The sequence below is a fragment of the Pseudomonas sp. genome (assembly GCF_030698175.1).
Lineage (GTDB): Bacteria > Pseudomonadota > Gammaproteobacteria > Pseudomonadales > Pseudomonadaceae > Aquipseudomonas.
In genome coordinates, this window is record NZ_JAUYNT010000029.1 from 312,976 (window position 1) to 330,649 (window position 17,674).

17 protein-coding genes are annotated in these 17,674 nt (G+C 58.0%); 6 read left to right on the forward strand and 11 right to left on the reverse strand.

Going from position 1 to position 17,674, the window contains the following annotated elements; genetic code table 11:
* The 10 genes from Q8R10_RS16755 to Q8R10_RS16800 form a co-directional block, all read right to left on the reverse strand.
* Complete coding sequence (locus Q8R10_RS16755; protein WP_305654984.1) at positions 1-1,224, reverse strand: AAA family ATPase; 1,224 nt, start codon at positions 1,222-1,224, stop codon at positions 1-3.
* A complete protein-coding gene (locus Q8R10_RS16760; RefSeq protein ID WP_305654985.1) occupies positions 1,218-1,703 on the reverse strand; it encodes a TadE/TadG family type IV pilus assembly protein in 486 nt (161 codons plus the stop codon). The genes Q8R10_RS16755 and Q8R10_RS16760 overlap by 7 nt, the downstream gene beginning before the upstream one ends.
* A complete protein-coding gene (locus tag Q8R10_RS16765; RefSeq protein ID WP_305654986.1) occupies positions 1,703-2,164 on the reverse strand; it encodes a TadE family protein in 462 nt (153 codons plus the stop codon). Before Q8R10_RS16765 ends, Q8R10_RS16760 begins: the two co-directional genes overlap by 1 nt.
* Before the next feature lie 8 nt (positions 2,165-2,172).
* Entirely contained in the window at positions 2,173-3,534 is a 1,362-nt protein-coding gene (locus tag Q8R10_RS16770) for a pilus assembly protein TadG-related protein (RefSeq protein ID WP_305654987.1), read from the reverse strand.
* 11 nt (positions 3,535-3,545) lie between these two features.
* Positions 3,546-3,827: a hypothetical protein gene (locus Q8R10_RS16775; RefSeq protein WP_305654988.1), complete on the reverse strand. Its 282-nt coding sequence runs from the start codon at positions 3,825-3,827 to the stop codon at positions 3,546-3,548.
* A gap of 15 nt (positions 3,828-3,842) precedes the next feature.
* Entirely contained in the window at positions 3,843-5,318 is a 1,476-nt protein-coding gene (locus Q8R10_RS16780) for a type II and III secretion system protein family protein (RefSeq protein WP_305654989.1), read from the reverse strand.
* 180 nt (positions 5,319-5,498) lie between these two features.
* Entirely contained in the window at positions 5,499-6,314 is an 816-nt protein-coding gene (gene cpaB / locus Q8R10_RS16785) for a Flp pilus assembly protein CpaB (protein ID WP_305654990.1), read from the reverse strand.
* Between the two features lie 17 nt (positions 6,315-6,331).
* Positions 6,332-7,663: an ATP-binding protein gene (locus Q8R10_RS16790; RefSeq protein WP_305654991.1), complete on the reverse strand. Its 1,332-nt coding sequence runs from the start codon at positions 7,661-7,663 to the stop codon at positions 6,332-6,334.
* 3 nt (positions 7,664-7,666) lie between these two features.
* Positions 7,667-8,182 carry a prepilin peptidase gene (locus Q8R10_RS16795; RefSeq protein ID WP_305654992.1) on the reverse strand — a complete coding sequence of 172 codons (516 nt, stop codon included), beginning with the start codon at positions 8,180-8,182 and terminating at the stop codon, positions 7,667-7,669.
* A 75-nt stretch (positions 8,183-8,257) separates the two neighbouring features.
* The gene (locus Q8R10_RS16800; protein WP_305654993.1) at positions 8,258-8,434 is read right to left on the reverse strand and encodes a Flp family type IVb pilin; all 177 of its coding nucleotides are present in this window, start codon (positions 8,432-8,434) and stop codon (positions 8,258-8,260) included.
* Between the two features lie 545 nt (positions 8,435-8,979).
* On the opposite strand from Q8R10_RS16800, the gene Q8R10_RS16805 reads away from it, so the two are divergent.
* The 6 genes from Q8R10_RS16805 (at position 8,980) to Q8R10_RS16830 (ending at position 16,284) form a co-directional block, all read left to right on the forward strand.
* Positions 8,980-9,744, forward strand: coding sequence for a helix-turn-helix domain-containing protein (locus Q8R10_RS16805; protein ID WP_371133363.1), 765 nt, complete (start codon positions 8,980-8,982; stop codon positions 9,742-9,744).
* A gap of 236 nt (positions 9,745-9,980) precedes the next feature.
* Positions 9,981-10,601, forward strand: coding sequence for an isoprenylcysteine carboxylmethyltransferase family protein (locus tag Q8R10_RS16810; RefSeq protein ID WP_305654995.1), 621 nt, complete (start codon positions 9,981-9,983; stop codon positions 10,599-10,601).
* 230 nt (positions 10,602-10,831) lie between these two features.
* On the forward strand, positions 10,832-11,455 hold the full coding sequence (locus Q8R10_RS16815) for a hypothetical protein (RefSeq protein WP_305654996.1): 624 nt from the start codon (positions 10,832-10,834) through the stop codon (positions 11,453-11,455).
* 96 nt (positions 11,456-11,551) lie between these two features.
* Positions 11,552-12,478: an alpha/beta hydrolase gene (locus tag Q8R10_RS16820; protein WP_305654997.1), complete on the forward strand. Its 927-nt coding sequence runs from the start codon at positions 11,552-11,554 to the stop codon at positions 12,476-12,478.
* A 122-nt stretch (positions 12,479-12,600) separates the two neighbouring features.
* A complete protein-coding gene (locus tag Q8R10_RS16825) occupies positions 12,601-14,607 on the forward strand; it encodes a PhoX family phosphatase (RefSeq protein ID WP_305654998.1) in 2,007 nt (668 codons plus the stop codon).
* 285 nt (positions 14,608-14,892) lie between these two features.
* Positions 14,893-16,284, forward strand: a complete 1,392-nt coding sequence (locus tag Q8R10_RS16830; protein ID WP_305654999.1) for a diguanylate cyclase domain-containing protein — start codon at positions 14,893-14,895, stop codon at positions 16,282-16,284.
* 394 nt (positions 16,285-16,678) lie between these two features.
* On the opposite strand, the gene moaA is transcribed toward Q8R10_RS16830, so the two are convergent.
* The gene (moaA, locus tag Q8R10_RS16835) at positions 16,679-17,674 is read right to left on the reverse strand and encodes a GTP 3',8-cyclase MoaA (protein ID WP_305655000.1); all 996 of its coding nucleotides are present in this window, start codon (positions 17,672-17,674) and stop codon (positions 16,679-16,681) included.

A 17,674-nucleotide genomic window follows, 5' to 3' on the forward strand; every position in this document is an offset into this window, starting at 1 on the left:
TCACTCCCGGAACAAACGACTGAAAGCGCGCGTTAACAAACCTTGCTCACGGACCACTGTATTGCCCAACAACCCCACCGTCATTTCATGCAGGGCCACCGTGATAGGCGCACGCGGCGCCTGCAAGTCCAGCGGCACACCGGAGTTCTGACTCTCGCTGACCACCGCAAAGTCATTGGGCAGCTTTTGCAATTCGTTGCACTGCAGCGCCGCAGCGATATCGTGCAACGTAATAGGTGAGGCTTTGTTGTAGCGGTTGACCACCACTTGCATGTGGCTTTTATGCACGCCGAGGTCATCGCGCAATATGCGTGCGAGGCGACTGGCATCTTTAAGGTGGCTGATACTCTGCTGCACCACGATAAGCACCTGGTCGGCCTGCTCTAAAGTGATGCCGGTGAGGTGATCAATCTGCCGTGGCAAATCCACCACCACCCAGTCATAACTGCTGCGAGCCAAATGCAGCAAGGCTTCGAGTTGTTCGTGACGGATATCCATTGGCAGGCACAATTCATTTTCGCGCCCGCCCAGCACATGCAGTGTCGGGCTAAAGTGACTGCAGAAACCGCGCAAGGCCACGTTGTCCATGCCCTCGATCTGTTGCAGTACCTCGACATGACTATGGCTGGGTTGCACATCGAGGTAATGGGCCACGCTGCCAAATTGCAAATCGAGGTCCAGCAACAAAGTGCTACCGCCTTTGACACTGAGTTGGTGAGCCAGATTACAGGCCAATAAAGTGGCCCCCGAACCACCTTTGGCATTGATTACCGCCAGCAATTTTCCGTTGCCAGCACTGTTGCCGTGCGCCTCCTTGACCATCCGATTCAAGGCTCCCAACAACTCCTCGGCAGCCACCGGCTCTGGGAGAAAGTCGCGAGCGCCCGCCTGCATCGCCAGACGAATCCCCTCACGCTCATCCAACGGGCCACAGATCAGCAACGGTGGGCGCTCATGCACTGGACGCTGCAACAGCGCGGCTAACTCTTCACGCCACAGGTGACTGACCCGCAGTAACAAAAAATCCGGAAGTTGTGTCAGTCCATAGAGTGGATCGGTATGGCCATTACTCACCAAACGTGTGCTGACCTGCACGCTGGTAGCGTGCTGACAGATGTTCTCTAAATGCTGCAAAGCTTTAGCATCGCGACTGCTAATCAATAGGCGCAAGAGCTGCTTGCTTGCCGTGCCGTGGGGTAGCGTGAGTTCTTTGGAATTTAACATTGGGTGACCCCGCTGGCGCCATCATAGCCAAGACTCTCTCTTGGCAAGGTCGCCCTGAATGGCGGCAAGGTGATCCCCGCACCGAACCCTGGAATCAACAAATTGAAACTGAAATTTGGGATGCTGATCTGCACGTAGCGGATAGAGTCAAACCCCGCACCGCCATCATTCGGAGTGGCCACCACTGCGCCGTTTTGATCCAGATACGTTAAGTTCAAGTCGGCGGTGTCGAGGTTATTGATCAGGCTACTCGCCCCGCTGTCGGTCGCCGCGTTGAAAATCGCCCGACGTAAGATCTCTGGCCTACTGATCTCACATACCACTGCCAAGCGGGCGCCTCGGCGGACCACCTCATTCAGCGCTTCGACGGTAAAATACAAACGAGCCATTTCCAGTACGCCGAACAGCAGGGTGAACAGCACCAAGCCGATGATGGCGAACTCCACCACATAAACTCCCTGCATGCGTTTTCTGTTCATCACAGTGCCCTCATCACGGTAGTGGCGACCAGCGGAAAATTCAGCGCCGTGCCACTGCCGATAAATGCCGGAATACCGTTACCTATGACCGGGACAAAGGTATAGCTGATGGTCACGCTTACATGCTCAGCGCCCTGGGCGCTGACCTGCACATTGGCGCTGGTGAGCCCTGATACCAACGGGGTTGCGGTGTTACCCGGCACACCATAAACGGCAAGATTCTTGGTCTGTAGCACAAGCTGCGGATCACTCGTAAGGTCGATCTTTCCCTGCGTAGAATTCCAAGCGCCGATGGCGACAAACCGCGCGGCATCACGACTGGCCTGCAATAGACTGTTGTACTGATAGAGCATGCGCGCGATCTCGCCGATGGCCAGCAGCAACAACAGCAACAACGGCAAGGTGATCGCGAACTCCACCATGGCTACGCCACGCTGCGGCTTAAAACCTTGAAGCTCCATAGCGCCTCCTACGAATCAGGACTCAGCGTCGAGCTGGTGATATAGCTTTTGTACAACTGAATGATTTTCGACCCTGCGGTGTTCACCGGCACGGGCTGGCCGCCGCCATCGCATAGGCTGTCAAACTGCCCGAGCAGCCAGGCCTGACCACCGCTTTGATCCATAGGTTGCAGGGTAAAAAAGCAACCGAAGCCCAGCACCGGCACCGAGGCCGTACCACCGTCGGTACCGCTGCACTGACCGATAACAACCGTCAGCATGCGTCGTCCGTAAGCACCGCTAGTCTGGCAACCGCTGCTGCCTGGAGTCGCCACACAAGATGCCGAGCCACTCTTCCAGTCGTTGAGATCAAACAGTCCAGCATTGCCAGAGCTGCTCATATTGCCGTCCGGGTCGGAGCTCACCTGGCCACCACCAGCGCCGAGATAGCTGACACTGTCATTGCTCAAGTCGACAGTCAGTGCCGCCTTGCCATTATTGAGCTGGTCATACGTTGTCACCAAATCCGGCGGGTAAAGGGCCTCAGTGCCGCTCATAGGGCCCAAATACTCGCCGAACCGGGTATTAAAGCCCTGCACGGACGGCCCTACGGTATTACCGGGTTTAGTCGCCACGTTGTCACCGACTTCCGGGCAGAGCATGCCACCACCGGCCAGTAACTCTCTAACCGTCTGGCCACCGGCACCAAAGTCGAGTAACTGAAAATTACCGGGGCCGATGCCCGAGGTGTTGTTTTTCGCCGTTTTCAATACTGTTAGCTGGCCCATGCCGAAACCCCAATTGGTGTCGGGCAGGGCCGGGTCACCACAGACCATCAGCGGAGCCAGCTCGCAGGCACTGCTCGAACTCGCCCCAGCCGTGGCCAAGGCTGCGATGGCCTTGGCCGGCACAGTGCCATTGCCAAAGCTCTGCGCAAAGTTCCAGAAAAACCCGGTTAACGAGTAGGTCGGCACCGTTACCCGAACAAAACTGGCATCGGCAGGTCCGGGGAAAGAAAATGGTCCTGAGACGTTATTGGCCAACTCCACCACAGCAAAAGCACCGGCTCCCCCAGCAGCGGCCATCGCGGCCGCCAGTTCACTATTACCACTGGCATTGGCGTTTAAGCTCAAGGTTGCTAACGCGGCACTGCGCGTGGAGGTCGCGGCATTAGCCGTGCCGAATACCTGAGTCAAGGTTTTCGCGCCACTTAAAGCGGCGGCATCCACAGTGTTTTGCAGGCGGGTTTTATTGACCAGCACATGGCCACCATCCAGCGCCAGCGCGGCCATCAGCAGCATGGCCGCCATGGCAATCACCACCATCACCAACACAGCCCCCCGCTGCTGCTCTGGGGGCATGTTCAACGGTTGCTGCATCCAGAGGTTCATGGCGGTAAGCCTCAGTTGCTGCTGCCGATATTGATCTGAATCGGTTGGGCAACCTGCTCCGCTTCGCCGGTCACGCCGCGGTAGCTGTCCAATACTTTCTCAGTCAACGGACCATCAGTGCCAACCGGAGAAATATCGGTGCCAGGCTTGGCGGCAACTTCTTTATTGGCGATCTGCTGATAGAGCGTTTGGTTAACACTGGAGCCGAATGGTCCGACCCGACCCTCTTCGTAAATCATGCAACCAGTTAGAAGGGACAGCGACAAAGCCAACAAGCTAATCATGCGGTTCATGATTGCGGCCTCCAATTAGTTAAGGTCATGGCCAAAATGGCCGCCGGATACCCCAAGGCTGACGGGCACAGCGCGCCCCGTTCCCGGTGCCTTGGTTTTACCCATTAGATAAAAGTCGAGGTCACTCGGCTCGACGAAATTCTGCGTGGGCAGCAGCACTGTTTTCGCATCAACCGGTTTGGCCAAGTGCGGGGTAACCAAAATCACCAGTTCGGTTTGTCCACTGCGGTACTCCTGGCTACGAAACAGATAACCAAGCACCGGGATATCACCCAAGCCTGGGAAGCGATTGACCAGATCACGGCTGTTCTCACTGATCAGCCCGGCGATAGCGATGGTCTGACCGTCGCCCAACTCGAGGGTGGATTGCGCGCTGCGCTTGGTTAACGAGGGCACTATCTGGGTCACCCCGCCAATTGCGCCGCCAATTGCCCCTGCGCCGGTATCCAGCAACAAGGTGTTGCTATCGGCAATTTCACTGACTGAAACATTCAAATTGAGGTTGATGCGCCCGGAATCCAGCGCCACTGGAATAAATTTAAGGCCGACGCCGAACTCTTTGTATTCGATGGTGGTGCCGTCATCACCGTCACTGACCGGAATTGGAAACTCGCCGCCGGAAATAAACTCCGCCTGCTGCCCACTAAGGGTGGTCAGGGTCGGCTCGGCCAAAACCTTGGCTGAACCATTGTTTTTAGCGGCGTCCAGCACCAGATTGAATTTAAAGCTATCGGAAAGAAAGTTAGCCAGCAGGGCTTTACCGCTGCCCGGTGAGATGCCGGTATTGACGCCACCCAAGGTCCAGTTGCCCGCACCGGTGCCTGAGGCGAGGAAGTTGATATTCATGCTCTTCAGCAAGCTGCGCTGCACTTCCGCCACTTTGACCTCCAGCATCACCTGCTGGCTGCCGCCGATGGTCATCAAGTTGATCACGTCCAGTGCCTGGGTCGGTGTCGCCACCGCAGCCTCACCCTCCCCCTGAACCACGCTGGAAGTTTGTGCGGTGTAGGTCTTGGCTAATTTGATTGCCGTGTCCATGGCAACCGCGCTGGTAACCTGGCCACGCAATACCAGCGCACCCTGAGCGCTGAACACTTCAATTTTCTCGTTGGGCATTAATTGATGCAGTTTGTCCTTGAGGCTGCTCAGATCATGGCCGACCTCAACATCAAGGCTGTCGATCAGCCGATTACTGCCGTCCCACAGCAGCACGTTAGTACTGCCCAGCGTGCGCCCAAGCAAGTACAACTGAGTCGGGCTGGTGATTAAAATATCGGCGATTTCCGGGTTGCCCACCGAGACTTTTTTCACCGGCGCACGGGTACTCAGCACGCGCGATTTATAAATGGGCACTTGGATAGTGCTGATATTGGCTGCTGGCATAGCACTCACCGGCGGCTGCAGTTGCGCCGCTTGCGCACTGCTGCTGAGTAGCAAACCTACAGCTAAAAATTGCAGCGAATAGATACTGAGCTTTTCGATGATAGTCATGCGTTACTCCTTGGTTGCTATCGCGAGTTACTTGCTCACAGCCTAGTTAACTATTGCGCGATGGCCCGAATACAACCGGCCCCATAAGCGCAATCGCGCTAGCGCCCTGCGCCAATCAATCGCGGCACTTCAAAAATTGACCGGCGGTTCACTGCCTTCCTGCGCCTGCCTGACACCGGCCTACAGTTGTGCTTTTGCCTGTTCAATTTTGGTGCCGCGGATAATGGTCACACCGCCGCCACCCGCTTTGCGGCGCACTACTGGCTTGACGACTATAGGCGCGGGGGCTGGTTGTTCCACTGCCGCGACTGCGGTTGCTAACGGGGCAGGCAGTGGCTTTTTTTGGTTATCCAGAGGGTTGCGCAGGGCCAGTTGCAGCTTGCCTTCGGTTTGCGCCTTGACCAAAATCTCTGCCTCGGCGCTGGTCATTTCCAGGGTTACGGCGCGCACCACCACCGGTTGAGTTTTATCGGTGCCGGCCGTCTGATCCACCGCCAGTACGCGTAAATCCTCAAGAATGGTTTCCGACTCGGCATCGCTGGTGTTACCGATTTTCTTGGTCGCCAGTACATCGACCCTATTGCCCGGCAGCAGAAAACCACCGACGCCGACCACATCATCCACCCGCACCGAGATGGCGCGCATTTGCGGTGCAATCAACGAAGCCAAGGTGCTGCCGCCAAGGTGCTCGGCCAAGCGTGCGCCGCGAACGATATCGCCACGCAAGATGTCGAAAGTGGCGATTTTGCCGACCACCTTGTCACTGGCGTCGAAGGCATCGTCCGGCACCGTACCCTTGGGCATGCGCACTACGCCGATCTGCTGAGCTTCAATCATCTGTCCGAAGGCAATTTCTACCGTGGCCACCACCACGCTTTGCAAGTTGTCATCGGGGCTGGCATCCAGCCGTGCAATCAGCCAATTATTGGCCAGAAAGGCTGCGCCCAATCCGAGAATCAGCGACAGACCGATCAATGTAAGGGTGCGTGAGTTCATGTCGATATCTCCTTGAGTTAACCAGCTTCGAGCGCGACAAAATAGTTCCGCCAAGCCCACAGCAATACCTCAGGCGTGAGGCTCGCCGTTACTTCCAGGCCCAGGTAACGCTGGCGGTCCAGCGCCATACCCAACAGGTCGCGCGGATGGCAAGGCAAGAGTGGCGTCTGCGTGGGCAGATGCAGCTGTTCGATTACATACGTCACCAGCGCAGGGTCGTAAGGCACAACCCATTTCGCGCATTCCTGTTGCCAGATGCGTGCATATTCACTGGGTTGCAGATGATCGAAATGCACTTTGTAACCGATACGCCGTAGGAAGGCCTCATCGGCCAATTCCAATGGATTGAGGTTGGTTGAGAACACCAACACCAGATCGAAGGGGATTTCGCAGTGACGTCCGCCACCCAAATTAAGAAAATCTTTCTTCTCTTCCATAGGCACTATCCAGCGATTAAACAGCTCGATTGGAGCCATCCGCTGTCGACCGAGGTCGTCGATAATAAAAATGCCGTTGCTTGCCTTGAGTTGCAGCGGCGCCTGGTACTGACGGCTGTAAGGGTCAAAGCGCACGTCCAGCATGTCCATGGTCAACTCGCCACCGGTAATAATGATCGGCCGTTGACACTGCACCAAACGCCGGTCGACACCTTGATCGAGGCGCAGATTGGTTTTTTTGAGCTCGACCGACAGCGGCTTGTGCACCTGCGGATCGAAAATCTCCAGCACCGCCTCATTGATGGCGATGGCATAGGGTATCCACACTGCATCGCTGAACAGCCGGATCAGCCGCTGGCTAATATAGGTTTTACCGGTGCCGGGCGGTCCGTAAATCATGATGGCCCGCCCGGAGTTCATTGCCGGGCCAAGCTGATCGAGCAGCTCGTCGCGCATGACGATGCCGGCAAAAGTCTCGCGCATAGCCTGAGCATTGATCCGGCTCTGGTGCACCGTTTGCGCCTGCAACAACTGCCGATAACGCTCCACTGGATAGGGTGCTGGACCTATATAGCAGCTACGCGCCAAGGCATCCTTGGCCGCACTGCGACCACGCTCGGTCAAGGCATAACGCAGGCCCTGGCCCGTCGTCTGACCGAGCACCTCAATACGGCCATCTTTACGCAAAAACGCCAGCAACTCCTCCAGCACAGAACCCGTTAGCGCCAAGCGCGTCACCAGTTGCGGCATATCTAATACGCCCGCGTCATGCAAATGTTTGCAGAGCAGATCACCCAACAGATTTTCTGCTAGGCCGGTGCCCGCGACACTGCACGGCTGCGGTGCAAGTAACTGCAGTGCCTCGGTTTGCTCTTGTTGTTGATAGATGCTTACCGAATTCAGCGCTGGCATGGGTTAGCCCCCCACACTTGCAAGATTAAAATAAACACTGATCAGGCTGCCGAACAGAATGGCAATGGCATAGGGGAATCGTTGCCGCGCGGCATCATCGGCAGCCGGATCGATATAGGCTCTTAAACTTGCCATCGCCCAGCAGCGCTGCAAAAAACGGAATAACTGTTTCTTGTAGAGCAAAACCAGAACACCCAACACAGAGCCCGCCATCAGACTAAAAGCGGCGGCCCAAAGAACACTAGCGGGGCCAAGAAAACTGCCCACCATGGCCATTAACTTAACGTCCCCGGCAGCCATCCCGGCAAAGGCATAAAACGGCAGAAAAATTAAAAATCCAACTATCAACCCTGTCAGCCAAACCGTCACTCCAGAGAAACCGGAAACCCAGCTTTGAATCACAATCGCGCTGGCCAAACCTGCCAGGACCAGAACATTAGAGATACGGTGAGCGCTTAAATCGGTGAGCACTGCAATTCCGAGAAAAATAAAAACGGAGGTGCTCAATATAATATCCATACAAGCCACCTCCGTTTTAGCACGTAATACAAGGCCGGAAACTGCCAGCCTTACGCGGCAGAAGTAATTGCAGCCCTACATTGCAGCTATCAAGTTAGCAATCACAGTACTAATTGCAGCGCCGAGGTTGGTAAATGCAGCAACCACCCCCAAAGACACCAGCCCACCAGCCACCGCATATTCCACGGCCGTTAGACCCTCTTCGTCGTTGACGAACTTCAGCACCGACGTTTTGATTGTTTGCAAAGTCATTTCGTCCACCTCGCTCAACTACGCATTTTGAGAAAGCGTCGCTATCTGCTCCGCCTGCCTCAACGTTAGTTACCCGATAATCGATGGGTTAGGAGTTTTTTGCCTATCACCAGCATTTTTTTGCGCACCGACCCGCGAAAAACTGGCGGATGGCCACTACAGCCACTTTCAAGCGCCCATAAGGGAGACTAAGACCGTTGCTAGGCGACGGACGGCGCAGCGACGGACGATTAAAAACGGGCCACGGGTGCAACGCGCGAAGGCAACCCAAGGCAGAAAGGCCGTACTTGGCTCGCCAGGCAGCTGAAAACCTGGGCAAACAGCAACTGCACACTTGGTTATTAACCTTATGAAGAGTTGTTCTTTGCGCTGGCAGCTTTTTACCTCTTAGGTGTAAGAAGGAAGTGTCACTTGATGTAAGAAAATGGATCATTTGCCCTGAATTCAACACATAAGTGCTAGTGGTGCATATGAACTCATACGCTGTAACAGTGCCGCGGTTGTTGTGGTTCGACCTCACACATGACCAATCGGCCGCAAGCTGCATGCCTGCGTTCGCGAACGCATGCCAAATCCATCAGGTACAGGATCTGAGTACCTGCGCGTTGCAGGCTGAATCCAGGCAGCCACCAGACATGATCTGCATGCACTACGACCGCCCCGATGCCTTAGGCCTCGATCTGTTGCAGCAAGTAAAACGCTCCGCACCCTCCATCCCGATCACCATGCTGACGGTGCAGCACTCAGAGGAGTTGGCGGTCTGGGCCTTCCGTTCGGGGGTGTGGGAATACTTGCTCTTGCCGGTGCTGCAACCGGAGCTAAGTTGCTACCTGCGGGCCTTGCGTGAACTCTGCCAGTTGCGCCGTAACCCGCAAGCGTCAGCCAGGAAACAACCGTTATCACGCAGCAACGCATTACCCGAATGCGTGCGCCTCACCACCCAATATCAGCACCAGCAACCCCTGCAAGGCGCGGTCTACTACATCGAAGAACACTTTCAGGAGCACCTTGAGCAAAAGGAGATGGCCCAGCGTTGTGGCATGACGCCTTTCCGTTTTAGCCGACTGTTCAAACAGACCTACGGCGTTGGCTTCCTTGAGTTCGTCCTGTGTAAACGCATGGAGAAGGCCGAAGAGCTGCTGTGCAACAGCCAGATGCCGGTTACCAGCATCGCCTATGCCGTAGGGTTTCAGGATCCGTCCTATTTCCCCGCGCCTTCAAGCAATATTTCGGTTGCAGCCCCAGTGATTTTCGGCAAGAGACGCAGCCTCTCGACTCGTCATCAGCGCCGCAAGTTTCGAGGCTACTAACCCAGCAGGGCTGGCTCGCTACATTTAACCAGGGTCTGAGATAGCTCTTGCCGTTTCACCGCTCACCTCACTGATTGACTGGTGAAACGACAAACTTGGGACCGTCTATTCAAACTGAACCTTGTAGGGATTGGCAAGACTGGAGTCCTGACACCCCCCCCAGAGAACATTAATACTGCAACAGCAATACTTTATAAAGTTTCAAAATAAAAAACTCAACCGAAGAGCATGCCTCCATGAGCTCATTATCAGCAGTACTGCAGTCGGGCCGAACCAGCTTTTATAGCGGTATTTTCTTGGCGAGCCTCTTGGGAGTTTTCGCTTATACACACATATTGGCGTTTTTTCGAACTGGCGAAATATCCCTGTTAATGTTTTGCTTGTCTGAAACACTGACCGCTGCACTTTATATTTTCCGCAGCGAGCCAAGAACCGTTTCAATCCTGCCCCTCGATTGGCTGATTGCCATAGCCGGAACTATCGCACCGTTATTTTTACGCCCACACTCATGGGGTTTGCTACCAATGGCCAGCATTGCCATCTCCGTCGGCACTGGCATGCAAATACTCGGATTGATTTCCCTCAATCGCAGCTTTGCAATTGTTGCAGCAAAACGAGAAATAAAAACAGGCTGGATGTATCGTATTGTTCGCCATCCGATTTACGCCAGCTACTGCCTGATATATACCGGATACATACTATCAAACACAACAAGCATAAACCTGGCAATTTACCTAATAACAATCGGGCTTCTTTGCGCGCGAATATTCCAAGAAGAACGACACCTCGCGCTTGACCCGCTATACCATGAATATATGAGCGAGGTGCGCTACCGGATTCTCCCATTTATCTTTTAACCATGCAGCCAACAAAAACCCGCGTGTGTATAAAGTCATCAGCAGCACAAGAGCACCCAGTACATGGCGCAATGGATCAAAGCAAAGAATCGCAACAACTAAACCTCGTCCTTGGCTAGACGCGGCCAGGTTACTGCGGTGAAACTGCCGACTAATGCATCGTGCAGCTTAGAAGCGCGCTGCGCGGGCAAATGCTGAACTGATCAATCATCGCGCCAAGAGGCTTCCCCATGCAGCTCACCCCACAGCAACCCGCCAAGCTCTGCCTGCTGGCACTGGCAACCACCTTGCTGGTGGCCTGCGCCAGCCCCGCGCCAACCGACGCCAGTCTTAATAGCAGCAGCAAAAGCAGCAGCATCCATGTTGAAGGCGTACCCGGTGGGGTGCGCACCAACCTGGAGAAGATCACCGCGACGGTCAGCGCCATCGACTACAAAACCCGCAAGGTGACCCTCAAAGACGACCAAGGCAACCAACGCAGCCTGCACGCCGGACCACGGGTGATGCATCTTGAGCAAGTGAAAGTCGGTGATCGCGTGCATGCCAGCGCCGCCGAAGAAACCCAGGTATTCCTTCAAGGTCAAGGCGCCAGCGCCGATGATGGGATTATCCAGCGCCTGCTCAAAGACGCCCAAGGGGACCAACCGGGGCTGGCCCTGAGCGAAAGCGAACAAGTCACCGTGCGGGTGCAGAGCGTTGACCTGGCCCAGCACAGCGCCACCCTGCAATACCCCGACGGTCGCAGCCGCATCATCGCCGTGCGTCCGGATGTGACCCTAAACGAAGCCGCGGTGGGCAGTTTGGTGATCATCCGCATCACCACCGCCATGGTCATTCGGGCGGAAAAGCCCTGATACTCGCGGCTGCACGCAGGCTGGCAGCGGCTGCCGCCGTTTGCAGCTGTCACGGTCACCTGAAGGTTGCAAACAACCCATGGAGGTGACCGGCCTATGGACCATAAAGTGTTCAATCCGTTGCTCGCGGCCCTGCTGCTGACAAGCACACAAATCACCGTCGCCGGCCCGCTGCTGGATAAATGGCAGGAGCACCGCACGCAACGACAAAGCACCACCAACCCCAGCGCCGACGCGCCGAAAGTCTTGCGTAATCTCGCCTACGGCAGCGATCCGCTGCAGCAGCTGGATGTTTACCTGCCGGACAATCGCGAGCATGCCCCGGTGCTACTGATGGTGCATGGCGGCGCCTGGCGCATTGGCGACAAAGGCGCCGCTGCGGTGGTCGACAACAAGATCAAACGCTGGTTGCCCAAGGGCTTTATCTTCGTCTCGCTCAACTACCGGCTGCTGCCGGACACCACGCCGGTGCAACAAGCCGAAGACGTCGCCCGCGCCCTGGCTTTTGCCCAGCGGCAGGCGGCCAGCTGGGGCGGCGACTCGAGCAAATTTATTCTGCTCGGCCATTCGGCCGGCGCCCATCTGGTCAGCCTGCTGGCCGCCGATCCCGCACGAGCCAAAGCCCTCGGTGCCCAAACCTGGCTCGGCACTGTCGCCCTGGACAGCGCAGCGTTGGACGTCGAGCAGATCATGCAACGGCCCCATGCGCGGTTTTACGACAAGGCCTTCGGCGCCGCGCCCGACTACTGGGCCACGGCCTCCCCGCTCAAGCAACTCAAGAAAACTGCCACGCCCTTATTACTGATTTGCTCCAGCCAACGCAACGATTCCTGCCCGCCAGCCCGAGCTTTTGTCGAGCAAGCCCAACGCCTAGGCATCCGCGCGCAGTTGCGGCCTGAGGATCGCAGCCACCAGGCCATCAATCAGGACCTGGGACTCGCCAACGACTACACCCAAGCGGTTGAAGCTTTTCTGGCCGGGCTCGACAGCCAAGTGGCGCAGCGTTTGGGCATTAACCCCTAACTCATCGGTCAACTTGCCAAGCAGGTCGCACTCTTTAGCCAAGCAAATAAAAACTGTCATTACCCGGTCGCTTTTGCTCAGTAGCGTCAAGGCTCCGTCTATTAGCCTTGAGGAACCCGACCTTGACCACTCACAACAAAGACAATGCACTGTTTGGCAGCGGCGATGAGTTGCCCAGCAACCACTCCAGCAACCCCCATATGAATGAATTGATCGGCGAACTGAACCGCCGCCAAGTGCTGGCGGGCGGTGCGGCCTTGGGCGCGCTGGCGTTTTTCGGCGTCAGCTTGCCGGGCAGCAGCGAGGCCGCCGAACCTGCCGCGCAGACCTTGGGTTTCCCCTTTGCGCCGCGCTCGCGCCTGCCCTTCAGCCCGGTGGCCATTGGTCGCACCGACAGCATCAGCGTGCCGGCGGGCTATAAGGCCACGCCCTTTATTCCTTGGGGTACGCCGATCACCGGCCGCTACCCGGCGTTTCTCGATGACGCCAGCAACAGTGCCCAAGACCAAGCCGAACAGATCGGCATGCACCACGACGGCATGCACTTCTTCCCCATCGACGCCCAGCGCGGCCATGGCCACGGTCACAACAGCAACCACGGCTTACTGGTGCTCAACCACGAATACATCGACGCGCCTCTGCTGCACCCCAACGGCCCAACGGTGGTGGCCGGCAAACGCAGCAGCGCCGAGGAAGTACGCAAAGAGATCAACGCCCATGGCGTCTCGGTGGTGGAAATCCGCCGCAACGTACGCGGCGACTGGGAGGTAATGCCCAGCGCCCGCAACCGCCGCATCACCGCCGCCACGCCGATGCAGATCCAGGGCCCGGCCCGTGGCCACGCGCTGCTGCGCACCCGCCACAGCCCCGATGGCACCGCAGCGCGCGGCACCCAGAACAACTGCGCCAACGGCCATACGCCCTGGGGCACCTACCTGACCTGTGAAGAAAACTGGGCCGGCTATTTCGCCAATCGCGACACCACACTGCCCCGCGAGCAAAAACGCTATGGCCTGCGCAGCACCAGCCGCTTCGGCTGGGACACCTTGCCCGGTGATGAATTCGAACGTTTCGACGCCACCCGCAAGGCCGAAAACGCCAGCGGCGACTACCGCAACGAGCCCAACCAATTCGGCTGGATTGTTGAAATCGATCCCTTCAACCCCGACTCGGTGCCAGTCAAGCACACCGCTCTGGGCCGCTTCGCCCACGAAGGCCTGGTATTCGCCCCAGTGCGTGCCGGCAAACGGGTGGTCTGCTACTCCGGCGACGACTCGCAGAACGAGTACATCTACAAATACGTCAGCCGCGACAAATACCGTCCCGGCCGCAGCAACAGCCAACTGCTGGATAACGGCGCCCTCTACGTCGGCCGCTTCAATGCCGACAACAGCGGTCAGTGGCTGGCGCTGGACGTTAACGACCCAGCCTTCCAAGCCGCCTGTACGACTGCCGGGGTAACCTTTGCCGATCAGGGCGACGTGCTAATCAACACCCGCCTGGCCGCCGACGTGGTGGGCGCGACCAAAATGGACCGCCCGGAATGGGGCGCGGTGCATCCCGACACCGGCGAGATCTACTTCACCCTGACCAACAACACCGCCCGCACCACCGCCGATGCGGCCAACCCACGGGTGGCCAATGCCCATGGCCACATCATTCGCTGGCGCGAAGAGTCCCGCGACCATGCGGGCACAAATTTCGCCTGGAGCCTGTTCCTGCTGGCCGGCCCGCCAGCCGACAGTCGCAGCCCCACAGGCCAGCCACTGGACGCCAGCAATATGCTCGCCAGCCCGGACGGCCTGTGGTTCGACCCCGAAGGGCGGTTATGGATTCAGACCGACATGAGCGGCAGCCAGTTGGCCAGCGGCCCGTTCGGCAACAACCAGATGCTGGTGGCCGACCCGAAAACCGGCGAGATGAAACGCTTTCTAGTCGGCCCGCTCGGCGCGGAAATCACCGGCATCACCGCCACTCCGGACATGCGCACGCTGTTTATCAACATCCAGCATCCCGGTGAAGGTTCCACCGCCACCAACCTACTGAGCACCTGGCCAGACGGCCCAGGTAAGCGCCCACGTTCGGCCACGGTAATCATCAGCCGCGAGGACCGGCGCCGTTTGCTGTAACTGCTGAGCTGGAAGCCTCTAGCAGCCGCAGGCTGATTACTGCAGGGGCCTTGAAGTCTGGGTTGTCTACACGACCAATCGCGGATAACAGCGTGCCGACAGGGCCGTGGTCAGCCGTTGCCGTTACTACAGATGCCGCAGGCACCATTCAGTGCCTGCGGCGTACTGCGCCGCACGCGCAACCATCTTCAATCGATTCGTAGGCCAAGATCGCGAGTGATATAAAGAGGGCTGTGCCTATACTCTGAGCATGCCGCTCCCCCTATCCTGGACGCCGTACGAACGATGCCTTTCCCACGCTCTTGGCTGGATCGAGCCCTCGACCTGTTCCAGCGTCATGCTGTGCTCGGCATGGCGCTGATCCTGCTGCTCAGTCTGAGCGGCCTGAGTTGGGGCCTGCACCAGGCGTTTAACCAGCAACTGCAAAACGCCGCCCTCAAGAACGCCCAGCTGTATACGACCATCCTCAGCGAGTTCCGCAGCCTTTACACCTCCGAGGTGGTTGCCCGCGCCAGTGCCCACGGCATGACCGTCACCCACGATTACCAGGGCAACCCCCAGGCCATCCCTTTGCCCGCGACCCTGAGCATGCTGCTCGGCAACCGCCTAGGCCAGCAGAGTTCCGGCGCCAGCACCAGGCTGTACAGCCCCTACCCTTTCCCCTGGCGCGCGCAGGAGGGTGGTCTCAAGGACGACTTCGGCCAACAGGCTTGGCAAGCCCTGCAAGCCGCTCCCGAGCAGCCGTTCTACCGTTTCGAGCGCCGGGGCGATCAGCTGGTGCTGCGCTATGCCACCGCCGACCGGCTGCGCGAGGCCTGCGTCGATTGCCACAATAACCACGCCGACTCGCCCCGGCGTGACTGGAAGGTCGGCGATGTGCGCGGCATCCTCGAGGTCGAGCAACCACTCGACAGCGCCGGGCTCAGCGCCCGCCCCCTGCAGATCGAAACCGCCATCGTCAGCCTGAGCATCCTGGCGCTGTTCTCCACCCTTCTGGCCCTGGTGGTCGGCCGCCTGCACCGCGCCCGGGAGCAAGCCCAAAGTCTCAGTCAGGAGATGAGCCTGATCAACCGGAGCCTGGAACGAGAAATGCTCGAGCGCCAGCAGGTGGAAGTCGACCTGCGTTCGGCCAACGACCGGCTCGAACTGCTGGCGACCCAGGACCCGCTGACCAAAATCGCCAACCGCCGCGGCTTCGAGCGCGCCCTGAGCCTGGAGTGGCGGCGCGCACAACGCCAGGGCAGCCCACTCAGCCTGATCATGGCCGATATCGATAATTTCAAGGCCTACAATGATCGCTACGGCCACCCGGCCGGCGATCACTGCCTGCAACGGGTCGCCGCGCAGCTCCAGGCCCAGATACGGCGCCCACCGGATCTGCTGGCCCGCTACGGCGGCGAGGAATTCGTGATCATCCTGCCGGACACCACGGCCGCAGGTGCCTACGCCATGGCCGAGGCCGAGGCCATGCGTAACGCGGTGTATGAACTACAGCTCGAGCATAGCGACTCGACAACCGCCCACTACCTGACTCTGAGCCTGGGCATCGCCACCCTGATTCCCACTGCCGACAGCTCGGCCCAGGACCTGTTGCAGGACGCCGATCGGGCGCTCTATCGCGCCAAGGCCGCCGGCCGCAACCGGGTCGAGGCGGATCAGGTGCGGGTGTCCATCTAATAATGGGGACGCTTTATTTTGGCTATGCCCCAGTTACGTGTTGTAGCGCGCAAGTCTCGTAGTCTCTGGTTCGTGACCCAGATGAAGGTGGGACAAAGAGCGGTTGTGGCCCTGCAGGATTGCCAGTGTGCTCGCGCTCGCTTCGCGGTGCCCTTTGTTACCAAAAGCCGCTCCTACACAAGCCCGGCACCTGCAATAACTTCATCGGCTGGCCAACCCTGTAGGAGCGGATTTATCCGCGATTGGCCGGTGCAGACAGCACGGGTATCAAGGCTAATTTCCTCTCGCGAAAATTTTCGCTCCCTCGCAACGCATAACTGGGATATAGCCTTATTTTGTCACCTAAACGCGCCGTACTGCCCTGCGGGCGAGTAACGCCCTACACATCAGCGGTTTAGCCGCCGGTCATATTCATAAAGCGCAGCACCTGCACTTCGTCATTCAGACGAAACTCGTGGCCCCAGGGTTTGCGGGCGATAGCGCCCAGCAGCGCGTCGCGAATGCGCGCCGGTTCACCGGGATAACGGCGCAAGATGGCTTTCAAGTCCAACCCGTCCTCATTCCCCAGGCATAGCAACAAACGCCCTTCGGCGGTGAGCCGTACCCGATTGCAGCTGCCACAAAAATTATGGCTGTGGGGTGAGATAAAACCGATGCGGGTGTTTTCCACCCCAGGAATGCGCCAGTAACGCGACGGCCCCTGGGTCGATTCGGCCGATTCCACCAAGCTGTAGCGCTGCTCGATCAGTCCCCGCACCTCGGCGCTGGAACAGAACGCCTCGGCGCGGCTGTGCTCGCTGATGGTGCCCAGGGGCATTTCCTCGATAAAGCAGATGTCCAGTTGGTTGGCCACGGCGTAATCGACCAGGGCCGGCACTTCGCTGTCGTTGCGGCCTTTCATCACCACCACGTTGAGTTTGATGTGCTTGAAGCCCGCGTCCTGCGCGGCCTGAATGCCGGCCAGCACCTGGTTAAGATCGCCATTACGGGTGATGGCCAAAAACTTCTCGGGGTCGAGGCTATCGAGGCTGATGTTCAGGCGTTTGACCCCGGCGCTGTGCAATCCTTGGGCATAACGCTGCAGTTGTGAGCCATTAGTGGTCAGCACCAACTCACGCAAGCCCGGCAACCCGGCGATGCGCTCGCACAGGCCAACGATGCCTTTGCGCACCAGCGGCTCGCCGCCAGTGAGGCGGATTTTCTTCACCCCAAGTAGAACAAACTGCTCGGCCAGCAGGTACAGCTCTTCGAGCCCCAGCACCTGCTGGCGCGGCAGGAAGGTCATGTCCTCGGCCATGCAATACACGCAGCGAAAATCGCATCTATCGGTGACCGACATGCGCACATAATCGATCTCGCGGCCAAAGCCGTCCTGCAACATGCTGCCCAT

Coding starts and splice junctions, on each gene's coding strand:
- Q8R10_RS16755 (WP_305654984.1), bottom strand. CDS start 1,224: ATGTTAAATTCCAAAGAACTCACGCTACCCCACGGCACGGCAAGCAAG.
- Q8R10_RS16760 (WP_305654985.1), bottom strand. CDS start 1,703: ATGAACAGAAAACGCATGCAGGGAGTTTATGTGGTGGAGTTCGCCATC.
- Q8R10_RS16765 (WP_305654986.1), bottom strand. CDS start 2,164: ATGGAGCTTCAAGGTTTTAAGCCGCAGCGTGGCGTAGCCATGGTGGAG.
- Q8R10_RS16770 (WP_305654987.1), bottom strand. CDS start 3,534: ATGAACCTCTGGATGCAGCAACCGTTGAACATGCCCCCAGAGCAGCAG.
- Q8R10_RS16775 (WP_305654988.1), bottom strand. CDS start 3,827: ATGAACCGCATGATTAGCTTGTTGGCTTTGTCGCTGTCCCTTCTAACT.
- Q8R10_RS16780 (WP_305654989.1), bottom strand. CDS start 5,318: ATGACTATCATCGAAAAGCTCAGTATCTATTCGCTGCAATTTTTAGCT.
- cpaB (WP_305654990.1), bottom strand. CDS start 6,314: ATGAACTCACGCACCCTTACATTGATCGGTCTGTCGCTGATTCTCGGA.
- Q8R10_RS16790 (WP_305654991.1), bottom strand. CDS start 7,663: ATGCCAGCGCTGAATTCGGTAAGCATCTATCAACAACAAGAGCAAACC.
- Q8R10_RS16795 (WP_305654992.1), bottom strand. CDS start 8,182: ATGGATATTATATTGAGCACCTCCGTTTTTATTTTTCTCGGAATTGCA.
- Q8R10_RS16800 (WP_305654993.1), bottom strand. CDS start 8,434: ATGACTTTGCAAACAATCAAAACGTCGGTGCTGAAGTTCGTCAACGAC.
- Q8R10_RS16805 (WP_371133363.1), top strand. CDS start 8,980: ATGCCTGCGTTCGCGAACGCATGCCAAATCCATCAGGTACAGGATCTG.
- Q8R10_RS16810 (WP_305654995.1), top strand. CDS start 9,981: ATGAGCTCATTATCAGCAGTACTGCAGTCGGGCCGAACCAGCTTTTAT.
- Q8R10_RS16815 (WP_305654996.1), top strand. CDS start 10,832: ATGCAGCTCACCCCACAGCAACCCGCCAAGCTCTGCCTGCTGGCACTG.
- Q8R10_RS16820 (WP_305654997.1), top strand. CDS start 11,552: ATGGACCATAAAGTGTTCAATCCGTTGCTCGCGGCCCTGCTGCTGACA.
- Q8R10_RS16830 (WP_305654999.1), top strand. CDS start 14,893: ATGCCTTTCCCACGCTCTTGGCTGGATCGAGCCCTCGACCTGTTCCAG.
- moaA (WP_305655000.1), bottom strand. CDS start 17,674: ATGGGCAGCATGTTGCAGGACGGCTTTGGCCGCGAGATCGATTATGTG.